Here is a 23,826-nt window from a genome sequence, read left to right as displayed (position 1 = left end):
TATACAAATAATTGACTCGTATTACAATATAACTTAGGGAAGTCGAGCGGTTCCCGGGAGCTGGATGGGAACGCGCAAACAAAGGGAGAGAGATCATGCGCTTTTTCAAAGCGGCAATCCTTGCAGGCACCTTTGCCGTTCTGGCGGCGGGCTCCGCTTTCGCCGCGGACGTCAAGATCGGATTCATTGTGAAGCAGCCGGAGGAGCCGTGGTTCCAGGATGAATGGAAATTCGCCGACCAGGCCGCCAAGGAGAAGGGCTTCACGCTCGTCAAGATCGGCGCCGAGGATGGCGAGAAAGTGCAGTCGGCGATCGACAATCTCGGTGCACAGGGCGCGCAGGGCTTCATCATCTGCACGCCGGATGTCAAGCTCGGCCCAGGCATCGTTGCCAAGGCTGCCGCCAACCAGCTGAAGCTGATGACTGTCGATGACCGTCTGGTCAATGCCGAGGGCAAGCCGCTCGAAGACGTGCCGCATATGGGCATTTCCGCCACCAAGATCGGCGAGACCGTCGGCCAGGCGATCGTCGATGAAATCAAGAAGCGCGGCTGGGACATGAAGAATGTCGGCGCGATCCGCGTTTCCTACGATCAGCTGCCGACCGCCGTCGACCGCGTCGAAGGCGCAATCTCGGTCCTGAAGGCGGCAGGATTCCCAGCGTCAAATATCTATGACGCGCCGCAGGCCAAGACCGATACGGAAGCTGCCCTCAATGCAGCGACCACGGTTCTCAACAAGCATGCCGATATCAAGTACTGGGTCGCTTTCGGCCTCAACGATGAAGCGGTGCTCGGCGCCGTCCGCGCCTCGGAATCGGTCGGCATTCCCGCAGCGAACATGATCGGCGTCGGCATCGGCGGTGCGGATTCGGCGATCAACGAGTTCAAGAAGCCGGCAGCAACCGGCTTCTTCGGCACGGTCATCATCTCGCCGAAGCGCCATGGCTACGAGACGGCCATCAACATGTATGACTGGATTGCCAACAGCAAGGAGCCGCCGAAGCTGACGCTCACCTCCGGTTCCCTCGCGCTACGTGGCGATTACGAGAAGGTTCGCAAGGATCTCGGCATCGAATGATCATCCCCCAAGGATGATGTCCGTCCGGCGGCGTCGTTGCCGCCGGACCTTCTCTCGATGGAGCGAGCATGGCTTTCCTTGAATTCAAGGGCATTTCCAAGGGCTATCCCGGCGTCCAGGCGCTGTCCGACGTCTCTTTCGATGTCGAAAGAGGCGCCGTGCATGGGCTGATGGGCGAAAACGGCGCCGGCAAGTCGACGCTGATCCGGGTTCTCTCGGGCGATCAGGCAGCCGATACCGGCAGCATTGTCATCGATGGCGTGGAGCAGCATTACAGCTCCGTCCGCGATGCCTTTCATGCCGGCGTCATCGTCATCCATCAGGAACTGCAGCTGGTGCCGGAATTGACCGTCGCCGAGAATCTCTGGCTTGGCCGTTTTCCCGGCAAGGCCGGTGTGATCGACGGCAGGACATTGATCGAGACCGTTCGCACCAAGCTCAAGGAAATCGGCATCGACGTCGATCCGGCAGCCAAGGTTTCCTCGCTGTCGATCGGCGCCCGCCAGATGGTGGAGATCGCCAAGGCCGTCATGGTCGATGCGCGGGTGATCGCGCTCGACGAGCCGACCTCGTCGCTATCGTCACGCGAGAGCGAAATCCTGTTTTCCCTGATCGACCGGCTGAGAGCCAACGGCACGGTCATCCTCTATGTCTCGCATCGCCTGGATGAGATCTTCCGGCTCTGCGACAGTCTCACCGTGCTGCGCGACGGCAGGCTCGCCGCGCATCATCCAAAGATCGCCGATACGACGCGCGAGCAGATCATTTCGCAGATGGTCGGCCGTGAGATCAGCAATATCTGGAGCTGGCGCGAACGTCCGCTCGGCGAGGTACGTCTCCAAGCCAAGGGGCTTTCGGGCTCGAAGCTGCGCAATCCCGTCAGCTTCTCGGTGCGCAGGGGCGAAATTCTCGGCTTTTTCGGTCTTATCGGTGCCGGCCGAAGCGAGATGGCTCGCCTTCTCTATGGTGCCGATCATCGCCACCAGGGCACGGTCTCGATCGACGGCGTCGCCGTTTCGCCCAATAATCCGAAGGCTGCCATCAGCGCCGGCATGGTTCTGTGCCCGGAAGACCGCAAGTTCGACGGTATCATTCAGGGGCGATCGATCGAGGAGAACATCGCCATCTCCTCGCGCCGGCATTTTTCGCCCTTCGGCATCCTCAATCCGAAGAAGGAAGCCTCGGTCGCCGATCAGTTCATCGCCAAGCTCAGAGTGCGCACGCCCTCGCGCAAGCAGGATATCGTCAATCTCTCGGGCGGCAACCAGCAGAAGGTCATCCTCGGCCGCTGGCTTTCGGAGCAGGGCGTCAAGGTTCTCGTCATCGACGAGCCGACGCGCGGCATCGATGTCGGCGCCAAGTCGGAAATCTATGAGATCCTCTATGAACTGGCGGCGGGGGGCATGGCGATCGTCGTCATCTCCAGCGAGCTTCCCGAGGTCATGGGCATTTCCGATCGCATCATGGTCATGTGCCAGGGGCGCGTCGCCGCCAATGTCGATCGCGCCGATTTCGACGAGCGGGCCATTCTGACCGCAGCGCTGCCCGACAAGAACGCCGCCGGCGCAATCTAATTCAGGAATGGTAGTGATGAATTCGTTGAAAAAAATCCTTCTCGGCGAACAGGGTCTGGTGGTGATCTTCGCGATCGCCTTCGTGATCGTCTCGCTCTTCGTTCCGAGCTTCCTGACCGAGCGCAACATGCTTGGTCTGCTGCAATCGGTGGTGACGATCGGCATCGTCGCCTGCACGATGATGTTCTGCCTTGCATCGCGCGACTTCGACCTTTCCGTCGGCTCGACCGTCGCCTTCTCGGGCATGATCGCCGTCATGGTGTCGAATTCCACAGGCTCGATTCCGCTCGGGCTCGTGGCGGCCCTGATCTGCGGCAGCGTCGTCGGCGTCGTCAATGGCGTCGTCATCGCCAAGTTCCGCATCAATGCCTTGATCACCACGCTCGCCACCATGCAGATCGTGCGCGGCCTGGCCCTGATCGCCTCGGATGGCCGCGCCGTCGGCATCAACGATCCGGCTTTCTATCAGCTGGCGCTGTCGCGCTTCCTGACGGTGCCGACGCCGATCTGGATCATGATACTGCTGTTCATCATCTTCGGTTTCACGCTCAATCGCACCGTTTTCGGCAAGAACACGCTCGCGATCGGCGGCAATCCGGAGGCTTCGCGCCTTGCCGGCGTTAACGTCGTCAATATGCGGATCTGGATCTTCGCCTTGCAGGGGCTGGTCTGCGCCATTGCCGGCATCCTGCTCGCCTCGCGCATCACGTCGGGCCAACCGAATGCAGCAACCGGGCTGGAACTTTCCGTCATCTCGGCCTGCGTGCTCGGCGGCGTGTCCCTGGCTGGTGGCCGTGCGGCAATGACCGGGGTGATCGTCGGCGTCCTCATCATGGGCATTGCCGAGAATGTCATGAACCTGCTCAATATCCAGGCCTTCTATCAATATCTCGTGCGCGGCTGCATTCTGTTGATTGCCGTTCTGTTGGATAATCTGCGTTCGTCGGCGGCAGGGCGTGGGAGCCGCTTGTAACGATCGGATTTCCTGGGAGAAGTTTGGGGAGAAGTTTGCCGGGCTTGCAGTTGCGCATTGATGCCGGGGCATGGTGCCGCTCATGATCGCTGCCGGGCAGCGGAAGGGAGTGCAAGTGATGAGTACGCGTTTGGGATCTTTACGGACTCAGGGCGGGGCCGCGCCCGAACAGGGCAGGCGCACCGTGCGCGAGGAGCTGTTGAAGAAGCTCATCGGGCAGATCGTGTCGGGCGCTCTTGCCGAAGGCTCGATCCTTCCGAACGAAGCCGAACTCTCCGAGGTCTATGGCGTCAGCCGCACCAGCCTGCGCGAGGCCATGCAATATCTGTCGGCGCTGGGGATGGTTCGCTCGCGCACCCGCGCCGGCACCACGGTCCTTCCGAGGGAAAACTGGAACTATCTGGACCCGCTGGTTCTCGATGCCACACTGGCACTCAGCAATGATCGAAGTTTCTACGATTCCCTGCTTGATGCGCGGCAGGTGCTGGAGCCCGCCGCCGCCGCGCAGGCAGCCGCCAATGCTACAGCCAAGCAGCTCGCACAGATTGCCGAAGCGTTCGAGGATATGGTTGCCGCAAATGCGCGAGACAACGAGGCGTGGAGCCAGGCAGATCTGGAGTTTCACACGGCCATCATCAATGCCAGCGGCAATTGGGTCTTCTGCCAGTTCGCCACGGCGATCCGTGCCGCTCTGCTCGCGAGTTTCCGCCTGACAAATCGGGCCAGCCAGTCGCATGATTACGCGATCGCCCGCCATCAGGATGTTCTGGATGCGATCCGCATGCGTCGACCTGATGCGGCACGTTTCGCCATGGAGCAGTTAATCGGAACGGCCAGAATGGAGCTCAGCGACGCGCTGCGCGCCGCCAAGCCCAAGGACCAGCTAGACTAGGCTTAGTCGTCGCGGGGCGATCCGCCTACTTCGTTGTGTAGCCGCCATTGACGAGAATGGTCTGTCCGGTCATCCACCAGCCCTCCGAGACGAGGAAGCGAATGTAGGGGACGATATCCTCGATATCGGTAAGGCCGGTCTTCGAGAATTTCGAAAGCGCTGCCGCCCCCTTGTGATAGGCCTGGGCATCGGCGCTTTCTGCCGGGTAGAAGAATGGCGTATCCATCGGACCGGGGCCGATCGCGGTGACCGAGATGCCGCGATCGCCGAACTCCTTGGCTGCAGCGCGGGTGAAGTGCTCAACCGGTGCCTTCGTCCCGGCATAGCTCGAATAAAACGGCGTGAAGGCGCCGAGAAGTGACGTGACGAGCGTGCAGATCTTGCCGTTATCGTTGAGCGACTTGCCCGCTTCCTTCAGGAAGAAGAAGGCCGATTTCGAATTGACGGCGCTCATCTCGTCATATTCGGCCTCCGATATATCGACGATCGGTTTCTTCAGCACCTTGCCGACCGTATTGATCGCGATATGGGGGCGGCCGAAGGCAGAGACAGCCTCGGCAAAGAGTTTCTCGGCCGCGCCTGCGGTCGTTAGATCAGCCTGGAATGCGGCCGATTCGGCACCGGCGGCCTTGACGGCAGCAACCGTCGCATCGGCATCGGCCTTCGTCGCGACGCTGTTATAGTGAATGGCGATCGCCTTTGCGCCATGCGCTGCGAAATCGCGAGCGATCAGGCCGCCGAGATTCTTCGCGCCGCCGGCAACGATGACGGTCTTTCCCTTGATGGAATGGTCGGTCATGAATGGGCCTCCTTGGGAAGTGGGACGGCACCGCGCCGCCCTTCCTGAGGTAAATCTATCGTCTGGAATTTGCCGATAAAGCGGCTTATTTTGACATCATCTGTCAGAATATACGGACAATGGCGGCATAGATTTGGATCGCATCGACCTCTTCAGGATTTTTACCCGCGTCGTGGAGTGCAGCAGCTTCACCCGCGCGGCCGATACGCTGGGCCTGCCGCGCTCCTCGGTCTCGGCCGCGGTCATCGAGTTGGAGGGACGCGTCGGCGCGCGGCTGCTCCATCGCAGCACGCGCAAGGTCTCGCCGACACAGGATGGCGCCGCCTTCTATGACCGTTGCCTGCGGGTCATTGCCGATGTCGAGGAAACGGAGAGCCTGTTTCGGCAGAGCGACGCTAAACCTTCAGGCAAGCTGCGCACGGATGTGCCGGGCCGCATCGGCCGGCTGATCGTTGCGCCGGCGCTGCCGTCGTTCCTCGATCAGTTTCCCGACATCGAGGTGGATCTCGGCGTCACCGACCGGGCAGTCAATCTGGTCGAGGATAGTATCGATTGCGTGTTGCGCGTCGGCCCGCTCGTCGATTCCGGATTGATTGCCCGGCCGATCGGAAAATTGCCGCTCATCAATGTCGCAAGCCCCGGCTATCTGTCGAAGCATGGCACGCCGCAGACGCCAGCGGACCTCGACTGCCATTGGGCAGTCAATTATGCGTCGCCCTCGACAGGGCGAACCGAGCCTTGGGAGTGGCTGGAGGATGGCATGTTGCGCAGCCTGCCGATGAGAGGCCGCGTGACGGTCAACAGTGCGGAAGCCTATATCGCCTGCTGTGTCGCGGGCCTGGGGCTGATCCAGAATCCGGCTTACGATCTGCGTGCGCATCTGGAGGCGGGCGAGCTTGTCGAGGTCATGCCGGATTATCGTGCGGAGCCGCTGCAGATGACATTGCTCTATCCGCACCGCAGACATCTCTCCCGCCGCGTTCAGGTCTTTGCCGACTGGCTGCAGGCGCTTTTGGAGGAAACAGCTGTCCGGCAATCGCTGATGTTCCAGCGCAAAGCTGACTTTCAAGGAACGTTCGGAATATGACCGAAGAGGAACAAGCAATCTGCCAGGTCGTTGAGACCTGGCTGGCTGCGAGAAGGAAAGGCGATACGGCTACTGTCATCGGCCTGCCGATCAGGCCACTTGCATTATGCGGCGTCGAGGGCAGCAGCCAGATCGGCAATCAGATCGTCCGGATGTTCAATCCCGATCGACAGGCGGATCGTTGATTCCAGCACGCCGATGCGATGGCGCACATCAATCGGAACGCCGGAATGCGTCGTTGTTGCCGGATGGGAGGCAAGCGATTCCGTGCCGCCGAGGCTGACGGCGAGCTTGAAGATCTGCAGCGCGTTCAGGAATTTGAACGATGCCGGCTGACCGCCCTTGATGTCGAAGGAGAAGGTGGAGCCCGCACCGCTGCATTGGGCGGCGAAGGTACGGCCCGTTGCCGATGACGGGTCGGTATAAGGGAGGTAGTGGATCTGCTCGACCTTCGGGTGATCCCGCAGGAAATCGGCGACCGCCCGGGCGTTGCTGTTTGCCCGCTCCATGCGGATTTGCAGCGTTTCCAGCGAACGGCCGAGCATCCAGCAGGAATGCGGGTCGAGCTGCGTGCCGATCGCTCCGCGCAGCGCCTTCACCTGTTTGATGACGGCCTTGGAGCCAAGAGCGGCCCCGGCGATCAGATCGGAATGACCGCCGACATATTTGGTCAGCGAGTAGAGCGAGATATCGGCCCCGTGCTCGATCGGCCGCTGGAAGACCGGGCCGAGTAGCGTGTTGTCACATGCGATGATCGGCGTGTGTTCCTGCTTCTTGCCGATCGCATCGGCAACGCGGCGGATCATCGCGATATCGACGAGGCTGTTCGTCGGATTGGCTGGCGTTTCGACGAGAATGACGGAGACGCGGCCCTTGGCCATCGCGTCCTCTGCCGCTGCCATCACCGAGCCTTCATTGACACCATCGGCAAAGCCGACGGCGGCTACTCCGAGATTGAGGAATGTCTTGGCGATCAGCGTTTCGGTGCCGCCGTAAAGCGGCTGCGAATGCAGGATCGCGTCGCCCGGTCGCGCGAAGGTGAGAAGGGTTGTCGAGATCGCCGACATGCCGGAGGAAAACAGCGCGCCGCTTTCCGCTTTTTCGTAGACGGCGAGACGATCCTCGACGATTTCGCTATTGGGGTGGTTGAAGCGCGAATAGACGAGCCCGACGCCCGTGCCCGCCGGAGGCTCGGTGCGGCCGGAGATGTAATTGAAGAAATCGCGGCCGTCCTCGGCCGATTTGAAGACGAAGGTGGAGGTCAGGAAAACGGGCGGCTTGACCGCGCCCTCGGAGAGTTCGGGATCATAGCCGTAATTCAGCATCTGGGTTTCGGGATGGAGGGGGTGATTGCCGATATGCGTTTTGGACGGATGCGGCGCAGTCATGACGGTCTCCTCAGCCGACGACACGAATTTTAGATTCGCATCATATCACCAGTTGAGCTGCCGCTTGCTATAGTCTTTGGCGGATGACGGGCTCGCCCTAACGAGCCCGTCCAGTTGATGTCGTCAGTAGATTTCCGGCACGTACATTTCCGGCGGCACCGGCGTGCGGTGATAGTCGGCGTTTCGCATGCGCTCCGGCAGGATGATTTCCGGCTTCGGAACTGCCTCGTAAGGGATCTGCGTCAGCAGATGCGCGATGCAGTTGAGGCGTGCCCTCTTCTTGTCGACGGCATGGACGACCCACCACGGCGCTTCCGGAATATGAGTGCGCTCAAGCATCTCTTCCTTGGCCTTGGTGTATTCTTCCCAATGAACGCGGCTTTGCAGATCCATCGGCGAAAGCTTCCACTGCTTCAGCGGGTCCTGAATGCGCATGTTGAAACGGAATTCCTGTTCCTCGTCGGTGATCGAGAACCAGTATTTGAGGAGAATGATGCCGGAGCGAACCAGCATCCGCTCGAAATCCGGCACCGAGCGGAAGAATTCTTCCAGCTCTTCCGACGAGCAGAACCCCATGACGCGCTCGACACCAGCGCGGTTATACCAGCTGCGGTCGAACAGCACCATTTCGCCTGCCGTCGGCAGGTGAGCGGCATAGCGCTGGAAATACCACTGATGCCGTTCGCGCTCGGTCGGTGCCGGCAGCGCGACGACGCGGCAGACGCGCGGGTTGAGACGCTGCGTGACGCGCTTGATGGCGCCGCCCTTGCCGGCGGAATCGCGACCTTCGAACAGCACGACGACCTTGAGCTTCTTGTATTGCACCCAGTCCTGCAGGCGCACCAGCTCATGCTGAAGACGGAAGAGTTCGCGGAAGTAGACCCTGCGGTCGAGGGTCGCTTCGCCTTCGCTGATGAGGCCCTCGGCGACCAGCTCATCGAGGCGGTCCTCTTCGAGCTGCATTTCCAGCTCTTCGTCGAAGCTGTCGACGATCTCATCCTTGATGCGGCTGAGCGGGTCCTGGTTTTCTTCGGTCATTATGCGCCTCCTGCTCTGTTTTCATGTTGATGCTGCAGCTTAGAGCGTGATGCCGAAAAGTGTTGGCGGTTTTCGGACGACATCACGCTCTACTTCTTTGATGCTAGAGCGGATTCAGATTTTAGGTCGAACAGACCTAAAATCATCCGGCTCTAGCGGCCGCAGAGAGCCGGCACTTTGCTCACGCATGTGCCGGCTGTGGCTTCGGCATTATTCGGCGGTCCAGCCGCCGTCGACGGAAAGCGTCGTGCCGGTAATCTGCTTGGCGGCGTCGCCGCAGAGGAAGACGGCAATGGCGGCCACTTCGTCGACCGTCACGAATTCCTTCGTCGGCTGGGCGGCCAAAAGCACGTCATGCTTGACCTGCTCTTCCGTCATGTTGCGTGCCTTCATGGTCTCGGGGATCTGCTTCTCGACGAGCGGCGTCCAGACATAGCCGGGCGCAATGGAGTTGACCGTCACGCCGTTCTGTGCGGCTTCGAGAGCGATCGTCTTCGTCAGGCCGGTAATGCCGTGCTTGGCCGAAACATAGGCAGACTTGAAAGGCGAGGCGACGAGCGCGTGCGCCGAAGACGTGTTAATGATGCGGCCCCATTTGCGCGCCTTCATGCCGGGAATGGCGGCCTTGATCGCGTAGAAGGCGGCAAGCAGGTTGATGCGGATGATCGCTTCCCATTTGTCGTCGGGGAATTCCTCGATCGGCGCAACGAACTGGATGCCGGCATTGTTAACGAGGATATCGAGGCTGCCAAAGGCTTCTTCGGCTTCGCGGACCATTGATGTCACTTCCTCGCCATTCATCATGTTGGCGCCGGAGTAGCGGCACTTCACGCCGAAATCGGCTTCGATCGCTGCGCGTTCCTTCTCGATCGCATCGGCATCGCCGAGGCCGTTGATCGTCACATTGGCGCCCTCGGCGGCAAAGGCGCGGGCAATCGCAAGCCCGATGCCGCTCGTCGAGCCGGTGACCAGCGCATTCTTCGAAGTCAAGGAACCCATTATGCTACTCCCGCAATCGCTATGACATGGTTGAGTAAAGGGAAATGCTCAAGCTGGGCGCACACTGCCAGCCTGATATGTCGCTTTGATTACAGTGGCAATTCGGGTTCCGGCCGCAACCTTTCGGCACCTGACACTTCACTGTCATGCAACCGTGCAAATTTCCGCTCCGGTGCCCGGCGATTTTCTCTAGCGACGGACAATACGATGAAGGTCGAAGACATTCTCAAGCATGCCTATGCAATGCCGCTCACCAATCCCTCCTATCCCCCCGGACCCTACAGGTTCTTCGATCGAGAATATATCATCATCACCTACCGCACGTCGCGCGAAGCGCTTGAGGCCGTCGTGCCCGCGCCGCTCGAAATCGATGAGCCGCTGGTGAAATACGAGTTCATCCGCATGCCCGATTCCACCGGCTTCGGCGATTACACCGAGACCGGACAGGTCATCCCGGTCACCTATCGCGGGCAGAAGGGCGGCTACGTCCACTCCATGTATCTCGACGACGATGCGCCGATCACTGGCGGCCGCGAGATCTGGGGTTTCCCGAAGAAGCTTGCCAGCCCGAAGATCGTCAATGAGGGCGAGGTCATCGTCGGCACGCTGCATTACGGCAGCGTTCTCTGCGCTACCGGGACGATGGGCTACAAGCACAAGCCGGTCGATCAAGGGCCGCTTCTGTCCGCTCTTTCGGAGCCGAATTTCCTGATCAAGATCGTGCCGCATGTCGATGCCACCCCGCGCATCTGCGAACTGGTGCGCTACTACCTGACGGATATCACCATCAAGGAAGCATGGACCTCGCCAGCCGCCCTCGATCTCAGGCCGCATGTCATGGCCGATGTCGCGCGGTTGCCCGTTCTCGAGGTCGTTTCCGCCGTTCATTTCACCGCCGATCTGACGCTCGGCCTCGGCGAAGTCGTGCACGACTACCTCGCCGAACGCAGATAATCGCAAATTACCTTAATTACTTTCATTTCATGCTGGAGACGGACCGTGCTTGAACGAAACCCCAAGGCCGCAGCCCCGACCATTTCTGAAATAGCCGCGCAATATGATCGCGTCGCTCTGGTGTTTCAGGGTGGCGGGGCGCTCGGCGCCTATCAGGCCGGTGTCTACCAGGCGTTAGCCGACGCCGGCTGTGAGCCCACCTGGCTTTCGGGCGTTTCAATCGGTGCGGTCAACGCCGCGATCATCGCCGGCAATGAGCCGAGCCGTCGCCTGCAGCGTCTTGAGCAGTTCTGGCAGATCATCTCCGGTCGCAAGATCTGGGCCTACACGCCGGAAGGCGATTTTTTCCGCGATATCCGTAACCGCACGAGTTCGTGGATGACGATGACGATGGGTCAGCCCGGCTTCTTCAAGCCGCGCTTTCCCAATCCCTGGTTCGAACTGCCGGGTGCGGAAGGCGCGACCAGCTTCTACGATTCTTCGGAGTTGAAGAAGACGCTGGAAATGCTGATCGACTTCGACGTGCTGAACGACGGCAAGAAGCGTTTCAGCGTCGGCGCGGTCAATGTGCGTACCGGCAACTTCGTCTATTTCGACACTGACAATATCCGCATCGGTCCCGAGCACATCATGGCGAGCGGCGCCTTGCCGCCTGCCTTGCCGTCCATCCGTATCGAAGGCGAATATTATTGGGACGGCGGCATCGTCTCCAACACGCCGCTGCAATATCTGCTCGATCAGGAAGAGGACCGCAGCTCGCTGGTGTTCCAGGTGGATCTGTTCAGCGCCCGCGGCGTCCTGCCGCGCAGCATGCCCGACGTGCTGTCGCGCCACAAGGACATCATGTATTCGAGCCGCACGCGGCAGAACACCGACAATTTCAAGCGCATCCACGGGCTGAAAATGAAGCTCCTGAGCGCGCTGAAGCGTGTTCCGAAGGAACAGTTGACTCCCGAAGAGGAAGAGCTGATCGCCGATTATTCCGATGCCGGTGTCGTCAACATCGTGCATCTGATCTATCAGCACAAGAATTACGAAGGCCATGCCAAGGACTACGAGTTCTCCGGCACCTCCATGCACGAGCATTGGGACATGGGTCTGGAAGACACCAAGCGCACGCTGCGTCATACCGAATGGCTGCTGCCGCCCTTCAGCGACGATGCCGTCGCCATTCATGACCTGCATCGCGAAGATCCGGCCTAAGCCGAGAGGGTGCCTGTCGGCCCGACTTCAACGATGATCAGGCCGGAGCGAGCTGCGCTTAGCTCCGGCTGAGTTCACGATCCCTCCGCAAAACCTCCATCTTCTTGTGTGGCAAGCGTCAGCTCTGCTTGAGCCGGTGCCGATGGGCCGCCTGTTTGGCGCGATTGCCGCACATCGCCATGCTGCACCAGCGTCTGCGGTGGCCGCGCGTGTGATCGACGAAGAGCAAGGTGCATGCGTGGCCTTCGCAGGCTTTTACGTCAGAGAAATCCTCCGTGCAGACAAAACGCCCCAGCGCTTCGCCGATCGGCAATAACAGCGATTCCGGCGAACGCCATTTCCGCATCGGCTGAAAGCCGAGCCCTTCTTCGTCGTCGGATTGCCTTGCGACAATCCGATTAAAACCTTCGTCGCGTTCCAGCAGGCGATTCAGTGGCTCCAGATCGTTCAAGGCATCCGATGTCAGCGGCTTTCCCTTGCGGGAATTTACGAAGGCCCTGAACCATTCGCGCAGGCTTCTTGCCTGATCAGCGACCTTGTCGAGTTCGCCGGGCAGTGCCCGTTCGCGCATGGCAGCGAGCGTCTCCCGAGGCACGAGGCCCGCCTGTTCCAGCCAGCGCAGAAAACCTTCACCATCCTCGATCCAGTCGATCGGCACATCCACAGGCGTTGCGACCGAATTGAGGAAATCCAGCCCCAGCGCATCGCCAACGAAGATGGCGGGCGAGTGGTTGTCCATGGACTACTTCCTTTCCGGCCGCCGACAAGGATGTTGAACGGCCATTCGAAAACATGATCGAGATATAACCTATCAAAGACCTCTTGACAAGTTACGCACACCAAGGGTAACCCTATAAACGCAATTTGACAGGTTACTAAGTCAAGCCACAGGGAGAAAGCTGATGTCGTCGCAGAATGCAGATGTTGTTCTTGTCCATGGCGCCTGGGCGGATGGGTCGGGCTGGGCAAAGGTGATCGCACCGTTGGCGGCCGAGGGCTTTTCGGTAACGGCTGCGCCGCTGCCGTTGACGTCATTTGCCGATGATGTCGCCGCCCTCGAACGGGCCTTGGAACGGAAGACGGGACCGGTCGTTCTGGTCGGTCACGCCTATGCCGGTGCCGTGATTGCCGCCGTTCGCAGCGAAAAGGTCAAAGCGCTGGTCTATGTCGCGGCGCTTGCCCCGGATGAAGGCGAGACGGTCGCGGATGTCTTTTATCGCGGCGAACCGCATCCGCAGGCGCCGAAACTGGAGCCCGACAGCCACGGGCTGATCTATCTTCCGCCCGACGCGTTCCCCACCGCCTTTGCCCAGAACGCGAAGGCCGATGCGCTGGCAGTTCTGGCGGCCTCGCAGCGGCCGATCTCGCCGGCGTCTATCACTGTTCCGGTCGGCCGTCCGCTCTGGAAGGATCGTCCCGCCTGGTATCTGATCGCCGAGGAGGACCGGATGATCCGGGTCGACAACCAGCGCTACATGGCGACGCGCATGAAGGCGGAACAACGCTCGATCCCGGCCGATCACATGCCGATGGTTACGTCGCCGGCTGCCATCGTCGACATCATAAGAGACGCCGCCGCCGCGATCTGAATTCTCAACATGTAACTCTATAAATACAATCAGCAAGGTTATGAAAGGACCTTATCATGACTGATATCAGCTATCGCACCGTCAATGTCGAAGGCGTCAAGGTCTTCTATCGCGAGGCAGGTTCGCCCGGCGCCGCTAAACTCCTGTTGCTGCACGGCTTCCCGAGTTCCAGCCACATGTATCGCGATCTCATCCCACTGCTCGCCGATCGCTACCACATCGTCGCGCCGGATCTCCCAGGCTTTGGTCAATCCGATGCCCCGAAGGGCAGCAACACGTTCGACAGCATTGCCGAGACGATCGACCGCTTCACCGAAATCGTCGGCTTCGATCGCTATGCCGTCTATGTCTTCGACTACGGCGCGCCGACGGGCTTCCGGCTGGCAGTGAAGCATCCCGAGCGGATCACGGCGATCATCTCGCAGAACGGCAATGCCTATGAAGAGGGTCTGGGCGACGAGTGGAGCCCGATCCAGGCTTATTGGCGCGAACCTTCGGAGGAAAACCGGAATGCGCTGAAGGCGGCGTTCACGCCGGAGGCAACGGTTTGGCAATACACTCATGGTGTTCCCGATGCCTCGAAGGTCTCTCCGGACGGCTATTCGCTCGATAGCTTCTATCTGGCGCGCCCTGGTTCGGAGAAAATCCAGCTCGATCTCTTCGGCGATTACAAGAGCAACGTCGCGCTCTATCCGACCTTCCAGAATTACTTCCGCACGCACAAGCCGCGTCTGCTTGCGGTCTGGGGCAAGCACGATCCCTTCTTCGTGCCGCCAGGCGCTGAGGCTTATCGCCGGGATATTCCCGAAGCGATCGTCAAGCTTCTCGACACCGGCCACTTCGCACTCGAGACGCATGCGACCGAGATCGCAGCCGAAATCCGCTCTTTCCTGGGTTGAGATCAAGCCCTGCTGCACCGGCGAGGAACCGGCGTGGCAGGGCGCTCGCCTGTTTTCGATATCAGGAGGAACACCATGTCCGACACTGTAGCCATCATCACCGGTGCGAGCCAGGGAATTGGGCGGGCAACCGCCATCCGTCTCGCACGGAATTTTAGCGGATTGGTTCTTGTTGCCCGCAACAGGGACAAGCTGGAGGATACGGCCAAGGCCGCCGAGGCGGCCGGCAGCAGAGTGCTTGTCATAGGCGCCGATCTTGCCGAACCGACGGCTGCCCAAAGCGTTGTCGATGAGACGCTTGCCGCTTTCGGGCGGATCGATGCGCTTCTCAACATTGCCGGCGCGGTGCCCCAGATCGACCTCTTCGACATGACGGATCAGCAATGGGACGATGGCCTGGCGCTGAAACTGCATGGTGCGCGTCGGCTGACTATCGCTGCCTGGCCGGCATTGAAGAAGAGCCGAGGATCCGTCGTGTTGATGTCGGGCAATTCGGCAATCTTTCCCAAGGCGCCCTATGCGGCCGTCGGCACGATAAATGCTGCAATCATTGCCCTGGCGAAGGCTTTCTCCGATCGCGGCATTGCCGACGGTGTTCAGGTCAACAGCGTTTTGCCCGGCCCTGTCATGACCGGACGGCGGCGATCCTATCTTGAACATTGGGCGCCGTTGCACGGCATGACTATCGAAGAGGCGACTGCGAAGTTTCCGCAAGAAGCGGGAATTGCTCGCTATGGCGAGCCGGAAGAGATCGCCGAACTGATGGCTTTCCTGGTCTCGCCGGGAGCCCACTGGATGACCGGTTCAGCCCTGCGCATGGATGGTGGCGAGGTGAAATCCGTCTGAGCAAGGCCGGATGACCGGTGTCAACGCGCTCTGTAGCTGACGGAAATCTTCGCGCTTGCCAGGGCGGTTTGCGCGAGTTGCGCAGCGTCGAGGCCGAGAGTGCCGATCGGCAGCGGTTTATCAAAGGCGAGGTCAAGCGTGAAGAAGCCTGTCGGATGCGGCAGATCCTGGACGAAACGCAGCAGCGCCTTCTTCGACTCCGCGTCGATCCGATTGTCAGGTAAGGCCTGTAGCGCCGTTACCGACGTATCCCGCAACTGACTAATCCCTTGCGCGGGATCATCCGAACCCGTCAGCTGCTGGAGGAAAGCCGCAAGCGATGGCATAGCCATGCCCTCGAACAATCCCATATTGTCGAGCCGGAAGCGCAGATGAGCGAGGCTAACCGATCCTTCCTGCGTGAGAGCCGACGTGCCGGCATTTTTGGGCAGGTTCAGCTCGGCAGAGACCGAGGCCTCGCCAAGGCGCAGATTGGTGAGCTGGAGCTCCTGAATGTCCAGATAGCCGTCTTTCGGATCGAAACGGAAAGCGCCGGACATGTCCATCGGCCATTGTTGGACTGTCGTGATGTAATTGGCCATCGTATTGTCGAGCATCGGCGTGAAACGCACACCCTCGACCGAGAAACGGCCCCAGGTGGGCAAATGGTCAGGCTTGGTTGCGATCGCTTTAGCGAAGTCAACCACGCCGTCTCCCTTGAATTCGGCGCGATCGAAGGTCCATCCCATTCTGCTGCCGGATTTGAAAAGACCGTTCGTAACGGCGCAGCCGTCGTGCAGGTCGGAAATGGCAAAGCCGTCCCTATGCTGGATGACGGCGCTGCCCTCTATGAGGTCCGAACATGGTGTTCCGGCAGCGGCGGCAGAGAAAGGAACGAGGAAGATGAATAGCGGGAGCAGCAGGGAGACGCGCATCTTTCAGGACCACCTGTTTGAGTCGATCGGCAAATACGAGCTGCGCCATGTTTGCGGCTATGCCGCCGGTGTCAAGGCACGGCGCTTTGATAACTGGCTTGCTCCCGATGCTGTTCGATGAGGACGTGGCACACTTAGGCCATGGCGCCGGTCTTGTCCTCGGCGCGGATCAGATCGGCCGCCTTCTCCGCCAGGCAATAAGTTGCTGCGACCGTGTTGGCCGAGACGATGCTCGGCATGATCGATGCATCGACGACACGCAGACCCTTAACGCCATGCACACGCATTGTCGCGGGATCGACGACCGAGCGCTCACCGCGCCCCATGGCACAGGTGCCGACCGGATGAAACAGCGTGCTAACCCGCTCGCGAATGAAGGCGTCGAGCGCGCCATCGCTGTCGGTGTCCGGACCCGGATCGATTTCGGCATCGAGATGCGGTGCAAACGGCGTCTGTGCGGCAATCTTACGTGCAAGCCGGATGCCCTTGCGCAACACGTCCATCGTGCTGTCGCCGCGAAAGAAGTTATAGAGGATTGCGGGCTTTTCGTCGGGATCGGCGCTTTTCAAGGCGAGGCGGCCGATACTTCCGGGTCGAAGCTGACAGACATGCATGAGGAAACCATGGCCGGTGAAGCCCGAGGCCGCCTGCGTATTGGCCCGACCGGTGCAGAAGAAGAGCTGGATATCAGGCCGTTCGCTTTCAGGATCGGTCGAGATGAAGCCGCCGCCTTCGCCCGTGGTCGAGGAAAACAGCCCGCGCTTGTTGAAGATCCAGTTGAACACATGACCGATATTGTGCGGCAAGGCGCGCCACGAGACGCCATAGGGAGCGATGGATTTCGCCCGATATTCGATGGTGACGTCGAGGTGATCCTGCAGATTTTCGCCGACCCCTGGCAGATCCGCGACCACCGGAATGTCGTGGCGCGCAAGCTCCCTGGCATTGCCGATGCCCGATAGCATCAGCAGATGCGGCGACGCGAAGGAGCCGGCCGAGAGGATGACCTCGCGTGCGTCGAGCCTGCCATTCTCTCCATTCCGTCGGAAGGCAATGCCGGTTGCCTCCCGGCCCTCGAAGAGGATGCGCGTAACCTCGGTCTCGCTCATCACGGTGAGGTTCGGCCGATGCCGTACCGGGTCGAGATAGGCGCCTTCGGCGGTGACGCGTTCGCCGTTCCTCTGCGTAAAGGTATAAAGGCCGACGCCGTTCTGTCGCGCGCCGTTGAAATCGGCGTTGAGGGGATGGCCGGCCCGCTGCGCGGCCTCCAGGAACACTTCCGCCATCGGGTTGACGCTGCGCAGCGGCGCGATGTTCAGCGGTCCGCTCGTGCCGTGATAGGCTGGATCGATCTGCCGGTCGAGCGGCGTGTCGCCGAAACGGATGTGCCGCGCGGAGCCGGGCTCGGCCAGGATTTCGAAACGCTCGAGCTTGCGGAAATAGGGCAGCAGGTCGTTGTAACCCCAGCCGGGATTGCCGAGGTCGCGCCAATGGTCGAAATCCTCCCGCTGGCCGCGAATGAAGATCTGGCCGTTGACATTCGTCGAGCCGCCCGTGCCTCTGCCGCGAGGCAAAGCGATGGAGCGGCCTTGCAGGCCGGGCTCGGGTTCGGTTTCGAACCAGGACATGAATTTCGGGCCACCGAGAAAGGCGAGCGCTGGGGCCATGAAGGTCACCATGGCGAGCGGAATGCGCACGATGGCTTTCCGTGCGTTGCGATCCATGCCCGCCTCGACCAGGCAGACGCGCCTGGCGGAATCCTCGCTCAAGCGATTGGCGAGCACACAGCCCGCCGCACCGCCACCGACGATGATATAGTCGAAGTCGGGCAAGGCTCAGATATCCTGGGTCTGCGGCAGGATCACGAGATCGCGAATGGTGACGTTGGCTGGTCGCGTCAGCATGAAGAGCACCGCATCGGCCACATCTTCCGACCGCAGGCCCTCGCGTGCCTCGACCTTGGCATCGATGGCGGCCGGATCGGTATAGCCCCAGAGTTCGTTAAGCACGACACCGGGCGCGACCGAGCCAACGCGGATATTGTACTTCATCGTCTGCCGCCGCAGCCCGTGGACGAAAGCCTGGATCGCGTGCTTGGAAGCCGAATAGATCGGCTCCCAATGGATGGCCTGGTGCCCGGCCACCGAGGACGTGACCACGATCTGGCCGCCGCCCTTGGCGATCATGCTCGGCAGCACGGCACGCGCCAGCCGAAAGACCGAATTGACGTTGATCGCGATAAGCTCGTCCCAGGCGTCGGGATCGCCTTCGGCGACGTCGCCGGGAATATAAAGGCCGGCATTGGGCAGGAGAATGTCGATGCGGCCGAAGCGCTCGATTGTAGCATCCACGACCATCTTGACGGCATCCGGCTCCTTGAGATCCGCCGGCAGCACCAGTGCGTTGCCGCCTGCCTTTGCGGCGACGGCTTCCAGCCGTTCAGCGGAGCGGCCGACGAGCGCCAGCTTCACGCCTTCCTCGCTGAGAGCCAATGCGGTTGCTCGCCCGATGCCCGAGCTTGCGCCTGTGACGAGCGCGACCTTGCCTGCAAGCTTCTGTCCCAAGATGTCCTCCCCATTGGCGGCCCCTTGGAAATTCTCCGCCGATTGGGAGCCTAGGTAGGCGGACTTTACCCGTCAATGAAAAATCTTTTCTCACGTAAATTTTATAACCAACGCAGCGGTCGCGCGGGCAGATGGAGATCGTCAGCCCGAGAGCTTGAAGCCGTCGGCTTTCGTTCGCTCGGCAGTACGGCCGCTATAGGGCAGAATACGGCGCAGAACTTCTTGAGCCAGCGTCTGGGCGTTCTGCTGTGCCTTGTCGAGATTGCTGACGGTTTCTGGGTCGATCGAATAAAGGGTCTGGCCGTAACCGAAGACTTCGCGATAGGCCGCGCGCTCGATGATCGGCGTGGAGAGCACATGGACGCGGCGGCTGGAGAGCAGCTCTTTTACCGATTGCAGCGCCCGCGTGGTCACCATCGGATTGACACGAGTCAAGACCACCGAATGCGGGATGCGGATATCGGCCCGATCCTCCAGATATTGCAGCAGCTCGATGACGTTGGTGGCGCCTTCCGCATCCATAGCCGAGCCTTGGACGGGAATGAGCACGTAGTTCGAGTATCCGAGCGCCTGCGCCAGCAGCGGGCTGCGGGCGCCGGGCAGGTCGATCAGAAGGAAATCGACTTCGCTGCGAAGCTTGCGTGCATGCTGGCCGAGATTGGCCGCGGTGACGTAGGGCACGACCGATAGGAAAGGGGGCGCCTTCTGGCCCAGCCGCTCATGCCATTTGGAGATCCACAGCTGAGGATCGGCATCGAGAATGGCGACCGAAAAGCCCATGCGGGCAAGCTCGCAGGCAACGATGACGACGGCGGTGGTCTTGCCGGCGCCGCCCTTGGTGTTGGCAAAGGTCAAAACGGCCATGGGAGCTTCCTGGGCTGATCGGATGGACAACGCAATGAGGTAGGCGAGCAGCTGTCATGGCTTGGCGAGGATCGTTACGCATTTATGGTTAACAAACCCTTTTGGATGAGGCCCAATCCGTCAACTCCTCTTACCGGATCAAGCGGCTGCAAGCGCTTCGAGGTGTCGCTTCGGCCGTATTTTTCCGGTTAGGCGATTTGCTAGATTCTGCAGTTGATCACCGAACTGCCGCGCCACATAGCCTGGCTATGGAAGAAGGCTCGCAAAACGCGAGCCCTCTATGTCGGAATAAATGAAGGATCAGTTATTCAAGAAATCCGGTGTAATGCGATCAAGTTGCTGCAGCTGCATGATGCCGCGATTGCGATCAACTGCTGACTCCGGAACCCGTCTCGGCCCGGTGGGGGTTAACTTACCGGCATCGTTCCTTGATGGCAGATTTAGAATATTCGGCGATTTAAGAATATAAGGAGAGGTGCCCTGAAGCTCTTTTCCCGGCGGCAGGGCGTGGCTTTCCGGAATGGGGGCGACCACGATGACCTTTGTTGGCTTCGGTGTTTTCGGTAGCTCCGAAAAGGTGAAGTCAATCGTCTCGATGGTCGTTCTGGCATGGGATATGCCGCCAGTCGCGATCCATTTCCCATCGGCGAAGTCAGCGCCCAGACCCGCGCCCGTGGTGACAGTCACTCTCACGGAATAGCTGAAGCTATTCATTTGGCGCTCGGTATGATGCGAAACTTGAGACACCCAATCACGCAATCTGAAGTCTTTTACGTCGACGTAAATATCCTTGTAGGTGTCTTTTCTCGCGCACGCCTTTGAACGTTTCTCAAGCACGAAGACGCTATATTCGACCTTGCCGTTTCGATAGGCTTCACGGGAAGCGCTGGCATTTGCAGAGTACAGAAGCTTGTCGACGCCTGCCGGTGCTATCCATTTCAACGGATCGACATTGGCATCGTCGTTTGCTGTTACATTTTGAGTGATCGCATAAGTCGATGTCCAATTGGAGAAGTCAAAGCCGCCATGGTTCTTGTTCTCTTTAAAAACGGTCAGGATCTCGCACTCAACAATGTCAGCCAGCTTGTTTATACTTTCGGGCTGAGCGTCGGGCATGCGGGGTAATGTATTGCATCCGGCTAGGCCGGCTAAGGTGGAAAGAATTATTACTTTGGTCTTCATTGGATTCCCCTCTGTTTGTTACAAACAGAGCGTCGCCGCACAAAGATATTCTGTCCAGTAAATAATAAACCTTATCGTGTTTTTCACTGAGTGCAAATAAACGCATGCGTTGCTAAACGGCGGGTATTTTGCAAGATCCCTTCTGCTAGTTCCACATGGGAACAGCCGAAGAGATAGCAGGCAACATCATCAATGCCGCTTATCCGCTGCCAGTATTTCGCGGGCGATCTGATTGAGGCCGACGGTTCTGTCGACGCCGCCATGCGCGATCGCTTCCTTTGGCATGCCGAAGACGACGGAGGTTTCCTCATCCTGGGCTATGGTGAAGGCACCGGCATCGTGCATTTCCTTCATGCCGCGTGCGCCGTCGTCACCCATGCCGGTCATGATGACGCCCATGGCGTTTCCTGCTGCCGAGCGTGCCGCCGAGCGGAAGAGTACGTCGACGGAAGGGCGGTGCCTGGAGACGAGGGGACCATCCTTGATCGCCACGACATAGCGCGCGCCCTGGCGTTCGAGCAGCATGTGCTTGCCGCCAGGGGCGATCAGCACATGGCCGCGCAGGACCGCATCGCCATGTTCGGCTTCCTTGACTTCCACCTCGCAAAGACTGTTCAGGCGCTTGGCGAAGGCGGCGGTGAATTTCTCCGGCATGTGCTGCACGATGACCATGCCGGGCGTGTTGGCGGGAAGCGCCACGAGCATTTCACGCAGGGCCTCCGTGCCGCCGGTCGATGCTCCCACACAGACGATCATCTCCGTCGTCTTGGCCATGGCCCTGCCGCTCGGTGGTGGCAGAACGGCATCGGCCGTCAGCTTGGCGGTTGGCTCGGCTGGGGTGACGATCCGGCGGCGAGCGCTGCCGAGCCGCGCCGCGGCGGCACCCTTGACCGCTTCGCGGATCATGTCAGCCGTTTCCGCCAGATGGTCGGCGGCCGCGATCTTCGGTTTGAGGATAATATCGACGGCCCCAGCCTCCAGTGCCTGCATCAGGGTTTCTGAACCGGCTTCTGTGAGCGAGGAACACATGACGACAGGGATCGGCCGCTGTGTCATCAGCTTGCGCAGGAAGGTGATGCCATCCATGCGCGGCATTTCGACGTCGAGCGTGATGACGTCGGGGATTTCTTCCTGGATCTTCTTCGCCGCCATGAAGGGGTCCGAGGCGGCACCCATGACCTCAATCTCCGGATCGGCCGACAGCACCTGCGTCATGACCTGCCGGACGCTGGCGGAATCGTCGACGATGAGCACGCGGATCTTCTTGGCCATGCGGGTCAGACCTTCCTGAACACGGTGTTGGCGACCTGCTTGACCGGCAGATTGAGCCCGCTGATCGTCTCGGAATGGCCGACATAGAGGAAGCCGCCAGTTACCAGCTTGTCGCAGAGCCTGGAGAGAACCTTCTCCTGTGTCGGCTTGTCGAAATAAATCAGAACGTTGCGGCAGAAAACGATATGGACCTTGTCACCGATCTCGTAGGCGCGATCCATAAGATTGAGGCGGCCGAAGCCGATCCGCGAACGCAGCCTGGGATGAATGCGAACCTCGCCTCGCTCAGGGTCGCGCGCCTGCATCACATAGCGAAGACGCCGCTGCCGGTCGACCGGATCGATCATCCCGGCGGGATAGATACCCCTGCGCGCCGCGCGAAGAACATCGGTCGAAAGGTCAGTCGCCAGTATGCTGTATTCGGGGGCACCGTGGGCCTCGCGATAATCCTCGAGCACCATGGCGATCGTGTAGGGCTCCGCACCGACAGAGCAGGCGGCACTCCAGATCCTGAGGCGGCTATGTCCTGCCGCCTGAAGCTCGGGGAGGGCGGAGGTTTCGAGATGCTCGAAATGCTTCGGCTCGCGAAAAAAGTCCGTCTTGTTCGTCGTCACAGCGTCGATCAGATGGATCGCTTCGCGGTCGATGCCGCCGCGCTTGAACAGATAATCGCAATAGTCGTCGAGGTCGCCGATTCCGGTCGCCCGCAGCCGGCGGCGCAATCGTCCCTCTAGCATCGTGCGCTTGCCTGGAGGCATCTTGATGCCGCTATAGTCGTAGATGTAGCGGGCGAGCTGGTCGAAATTCCGCCGGCTCAGCCCATTGTCTCCGTAGTCTCTTACATCCTGCAACGCCACTTTACGCCCCACTCAAACAGCGGCCAATTCCGAGGCTCTCTGGCCCGCCCCCTCGCCCATCAGCGACACCTTGTCGGTCGATGAGAAGAGCTTTGCGAGATCGATGATGACAACGAACCCGCCATCGCGGCGCACGACGCCGGCAATGTATTCGGATGGCCAGCGCACCCCGATATCGGGCGCGCTTTCGATCGATTCCTGCTTGAAGGAGGTGACCTCGAAGACGCGATCGGCGACGAGCCCGAGCGTCAGGACCTTGTCCGTGATCGGGATGTCGATCACGAGGATGCGCGTGTGCGGCGTCTTCGTGGTGGCCGACATGCCCAAGCGCAAACGGAGGTCAATGACCGGTACGCCCTGACCACGCACGTCGCGCAGGCCGAGGAGATAATCCGGCCCGTGCGGAATGCGAAAGGCATCCTGATGGTCCAGGATCTCCCGGACCACCGTGACGGGCACGGCGAAGCATTCATCGCCTAGGCCGAACGTTACATATTGCGCTTCCGTGCTGGTCGCAGCCATTTATGCGCTCTCCCTGAAGTCGTTGTCGTCGGCGTCGGGACCGCCCATGGACATGTCGAGGGTGAAGCCCTTGGCACGGGCCTGCTGGGCGGCGACGCTGTTGTCGGTACGTACAGCCGGTGCCTTGCCGAGTGGTGCCTTGGCGGCTGGTTTGGCTTTGGTCGGGCTGGTGGCATGATGGACGGGAGCGTGGGCTGGGCTGTGAGCAGCCTGAGCCTTGCGGGCATTGGCCTGATCGACGCGGAAGAAGGCGATAGAGGCCTGCAGCTCTTCGGCCTGGGCGGCGAGTTCCTCGGACGTTGCCGACATTTCTTCGGATGCGCCGGCATTC

General features: G+C 60.3%; 23 protein-coding genes and 1 pseudogene. 10 read left to right on the top strand and 14 right to left on the bottom strand.

The genetic code is table 11. The features are described 5' to 3' along the window. Positions 1–95: 95 nt before the first annotated feature. From AC13Q5_RS19175 to AC13Q5_RS19160, 4 genes are all read left to right on the top strand, one after another. On the top strand, positions 96–1,079 hold the full coding sequence (locus AC13Q5_RS19175) for an arabinose ABC transporter substrate-binding protein (RefSeq protein WP_488502783.1): 984 nt from the start codon (positions 96–98) through the stop codon (positions 1,077–1,079). A gap of 68 nt (positions 1,080–1,147) precedes the next feature. Further along, positions 1,148–2,653: an L-arabinose ABC transporter ATP-binding protein AraG gene (araG, locus tag AC13Q5_RS19170; protein WP_488502782.1), complete on the top strand. Its 1,506-nt coding sequence runs from the start codon at positions 1,148–1,150 to the stop codon at positions 2,651–2,653. 16 nt (positions 2,654–2,669) lie between these two features. Next, entirely contained in the window at positions 2,670–3,626 is a 957-nt protein-coding gene (gene araH / locus AC13Q5_RS19165) for an L-arabinose ABC transporter permease AraH (protein WP_488502781.1), read from the top strand. A 118-nt stretch (positions 3,627–3,744) separates the two neighbouring features. Further along, the gene (locus tag AC13Q5_RS19160; RefSeq protein ID WP_488502780.1) at positions 3,745–4,518 is read left to right on the top strand and encodes a FadR/GntR family transcriptional regulator; all 774 of its coding nucleotides are present in this window, start codon (positions 3,745–3,747) and stop codon (positions 4,516–4,518) included. 25 nt (positions 4,519–4,543) lie between these two features. On the opposite strand, the gene AC13Q5_RS19155 is transcribed toward AC13Q5_RS19160, so the two are convergent. Continuing rightward, positions 4,544–5,317: an SDR family oxidoreductase gene (locus AC13Q5_RS19155; RefSeq protein ID WP_488502779.1), complete on the bottom strand. Its 774-nt coding sequence runs from the start codon at positions 5,315–5,317 to the stop codon at positions 4,544–4,546. A 133-nt stretch (positions 5,318–5,450) separates the two neighbouring features. Between AC13Q5_RS19155 and AC13Q5_RS19150 the strand changes: the two genes are divergently transcribed. After that, positions 5,451–6,404, top strand: coding sequence for a LysR family transcriptional regulator (locus AC13Q5_RS19150; RefSeq protein WP_488502778.1), 954 nt, complete (start codon positions 5,451–5,453; stop codon positions 6,402–6,404). A 104-nt stretch (positions 6,405–6,508) separates the two neighbouring features. Here AC13Q5_RS19150 and AC13Q5_RS19145 read toward each other — a convergent pair whose 3' ends face one another. From AC13Q5_RS19145 to AC13Q5_RS19135, 3 genes are all read right to left on the bottom strand, one after another. Continuing rightward, positions 6,509–7,792 carry a cystathionine gamma-synthase family protein gene (locus tag AC13Q5_RS19145; protein WP_488502777.1) on the bottom strand — a complete coding sequence of 428 codons (1,284 nt, stop codon included), beginning with the start codon at positions 7,790–7,792 and terminating at the stop codon, positions 6,509–6,511. Positions 7,793–7,915: 123 nt separating this feature from the next. Next, positions 7,916–8,830, bottom strand: a complete 915-nt coding sequence (gene ppk2 / locus AC13Q5_RS19140) for a polyphosphate kinase 2 (protein WP_113348771.1) — start codon at positions 8,828–8,830, stop codon at positions 7,916–7,918. A 210-nt stretch (positions 8,831–9,040) separates the two neighbouring features. Beyond that, a complete protein-coding gene (locus AC13Q5_RS19135) occupies positions 9,041–9,829 on the bottom strand; it encodes a 3-hydroxybutyrate dehydrogenase (protein ID WP_015343521.1) in 789 nt (262 codons plus the stop codon). A gap of 207 nt (positions 9,830–10,036) precedes the next feature. Here AC13Q5_RS19135 and AC13Q5_RS19130 point away from each other — a divergent pair, with 207 nt between their 5' ends. Next, on the top strand, positions 10,037–10,783 hold the full coding sequence (locus tag AC13Q5_RS19130) for an acetoacetate decarboxylase (RefSeq protein WP_075852790.1): 747 nt from the start codon (positions 10,037–10,039) through the stop codon (positions 10,781–10,783). A 45-nt stretch (positions 10,784–10,828) separates the two neighbouring features. Further along, positions 10,829–11,986, top strand: a complete 1,158-nt coding sequence (locus AC13Q5_RS19125; protein WP_488502776.1) for a DUF3734 domain-containing protein — start codon at positions 10,829–10,831, stop codon at positions 11,984–11,986. A 118-nt stretch (positions 11,987–12,104) separates the two neighbouring features. Here AC13Q5_RS19125 and AC13Q5_RS19120 read toward each other — a convergent pair whose 3' ends face one another. Next, a complete protein-coding gene (locus tag AC13Q5_RS19120) occupies positions 12,105–12,725 on the bottom strand; it encodes a CGNR zinc finger domain-containing protein (protein ID WP_457881430.1) in 621 nt (206 codons plus the stop codon). 163 nt (positions 12,726–12,888) lie between these two features. Here AC13Q5_RS19120 and AC13Q5_RS19115 point away from each other — a divergent pair, with 163 nt between their 5' ends. From AC13Q5_RS19115 to AC13Q5_RS19105, 3 genes are all read left to right on the top strand, one after another. Continuing rightward, complete coding sequence (locus AC13Q5_RS19115) at positions 12,889–13,575, top strand: alpha/beta fold hydrolase (protein WP_075852787.1); 687 nt, start codon at positions 12,889–12,891, stop codon at positions 13,573–13,575. A 56-nt stretch (positions 13,576–13,631) separates the two neighbouring features. Then, positions 13,632–14,474: an alpha/beta fold hydrolase gene (locus AC13Q5_RS19110; protein ID WP_488502775.1), complete on the top strand. Its 843-nt coding sequence runs from the start codon at positions 13,632–13,634 to the stop codon at positions 14,472–14,474. Between the two features lie 75 nt (positions 14,475–14,549). Further along, positions 14,550–15,320, top strand: coding sequence for an SDR family oxidoreductase (locus tag AC13Q5_RS19105; RefSeq protein WP_488502774.1), 771 nt, complete (start codon positions 14,550–14,552; stop codon positions 15,318–15,320). A 20-nt stretch (positions 15,321–15,340) separates the two neighbouring features. Here the strand turns inward: AC13Q5_RS19105 and AC13Q5_RS19100 are convergent, their stop codons facing one another. From AC13Q5_RS19100 to AC13Q5_RS19060, 9 genes and pseudogenes are all read right to left on the bottom strand, one after another. Then, positions 15,341–16,234, bottom strand: coding sequence for a hypothetical protein (locus tag AC13Q5_RS19100; protein WP_488502773.1), 894 nt, complete (start codon positions 16,232–16,234; stop codon positions 15,341–15,343). A 134-nt stretch (positions 16,235–16,368) separates the two neighbouring features. After that, a complete protein-coding gene (locus AC13Q5_RS19095) occupies positions 16,369–18,066 on the bottom strand; it encodes a GMC family oxidoreductase (protein WP_488502772.1) in 1,698 nt (565 codons plus the stop codon). 3 nt (positions 18,067–18,069) lie between these two features. Next, positions 18,070–18,798: an SDR family oxidoreductase gene (locus AC13Q5_RS19090; protein WP_488502771.1), complete on the bottom strand. Its 729-nt coding sequence runs from the start codon at positions 18,796–18,798 to the stop codon at positions 18,070–18,072. 141 nt (positions 18,799–18,939) lie between these two features. Beyond that, complete coding sequence (locus tag AC13Q5_RS19085) at positions 18,940–19,662, bottom strand: AAA family ATPase (protein ID WP_488502770.1); 723 nt, start codon at positions 19,660–19,662, stop codon at positions 18,940–18,942. A gap of 300 nt (positions 19,663–19,962) precedes the next feature. Beyond that, positions 19,963–20,844, bottom strand: coding sequence for a hypothetical protein (locus AC13Q5_RS19080; RefSeq protein ID WP_488502769.1), 882 nt, complete (start codon positions 20,842–20,844; stop codon positions 19,963–19,965). A 189-nt stretch (positions 20,845–21,033) separates the two neighbouring features. Next, positions 21,034–22,116, bottom strand: a complete 1,083-nt coding sequence (locus tag AC13Q5_RS19075; protein ID WP_488502768.1) for a protein-glutamate methylesterase/protein-glutamine glutaminase — start codon at positions 22,114–22,116, stop codon at positions 21,034–21,036. Positions 22,117–22,121: 5 nt separating this feature from the next. Further along, a complete protein-coding gene (locus AC13Q5_RS19070) occupies positions 22,122–22,973 on the bottom strand; it encodes a CheR family methyltransferase (protein ID WP_488502767.1) in 852 nt (283 codons plus the stop codon). A gap of 12 nt (positions 22,974–22,985) precedes the next feature. Then, positions 22,986–23,495 carry a chemotaxis protein CheW gene (locus AC13Q5_RS19065; protein ID WP_488502766.1) on the bottom strand — a complete coding sequence of 170 codons (510 nt, stop codon included), beginning with the start codon at positions 23,493–23,495 and terminating at the stop codon, positions 22,986–22,988. Further along, positions 23,496–23,826: pseudogene (locus AC13Q5_RS19060) on the bottom strand (methyl-accepting chemotaxis protein); the annotation flags it as partial.

The sequence above is a fragment of the Martinezella sp. CNPSo 3964 genome (assembly GCF_057784375.1).
Note: the sequence above shows the minus strand (reverse complement) of the source record. Positions and strands in the feature narration are given on the sequence as shown.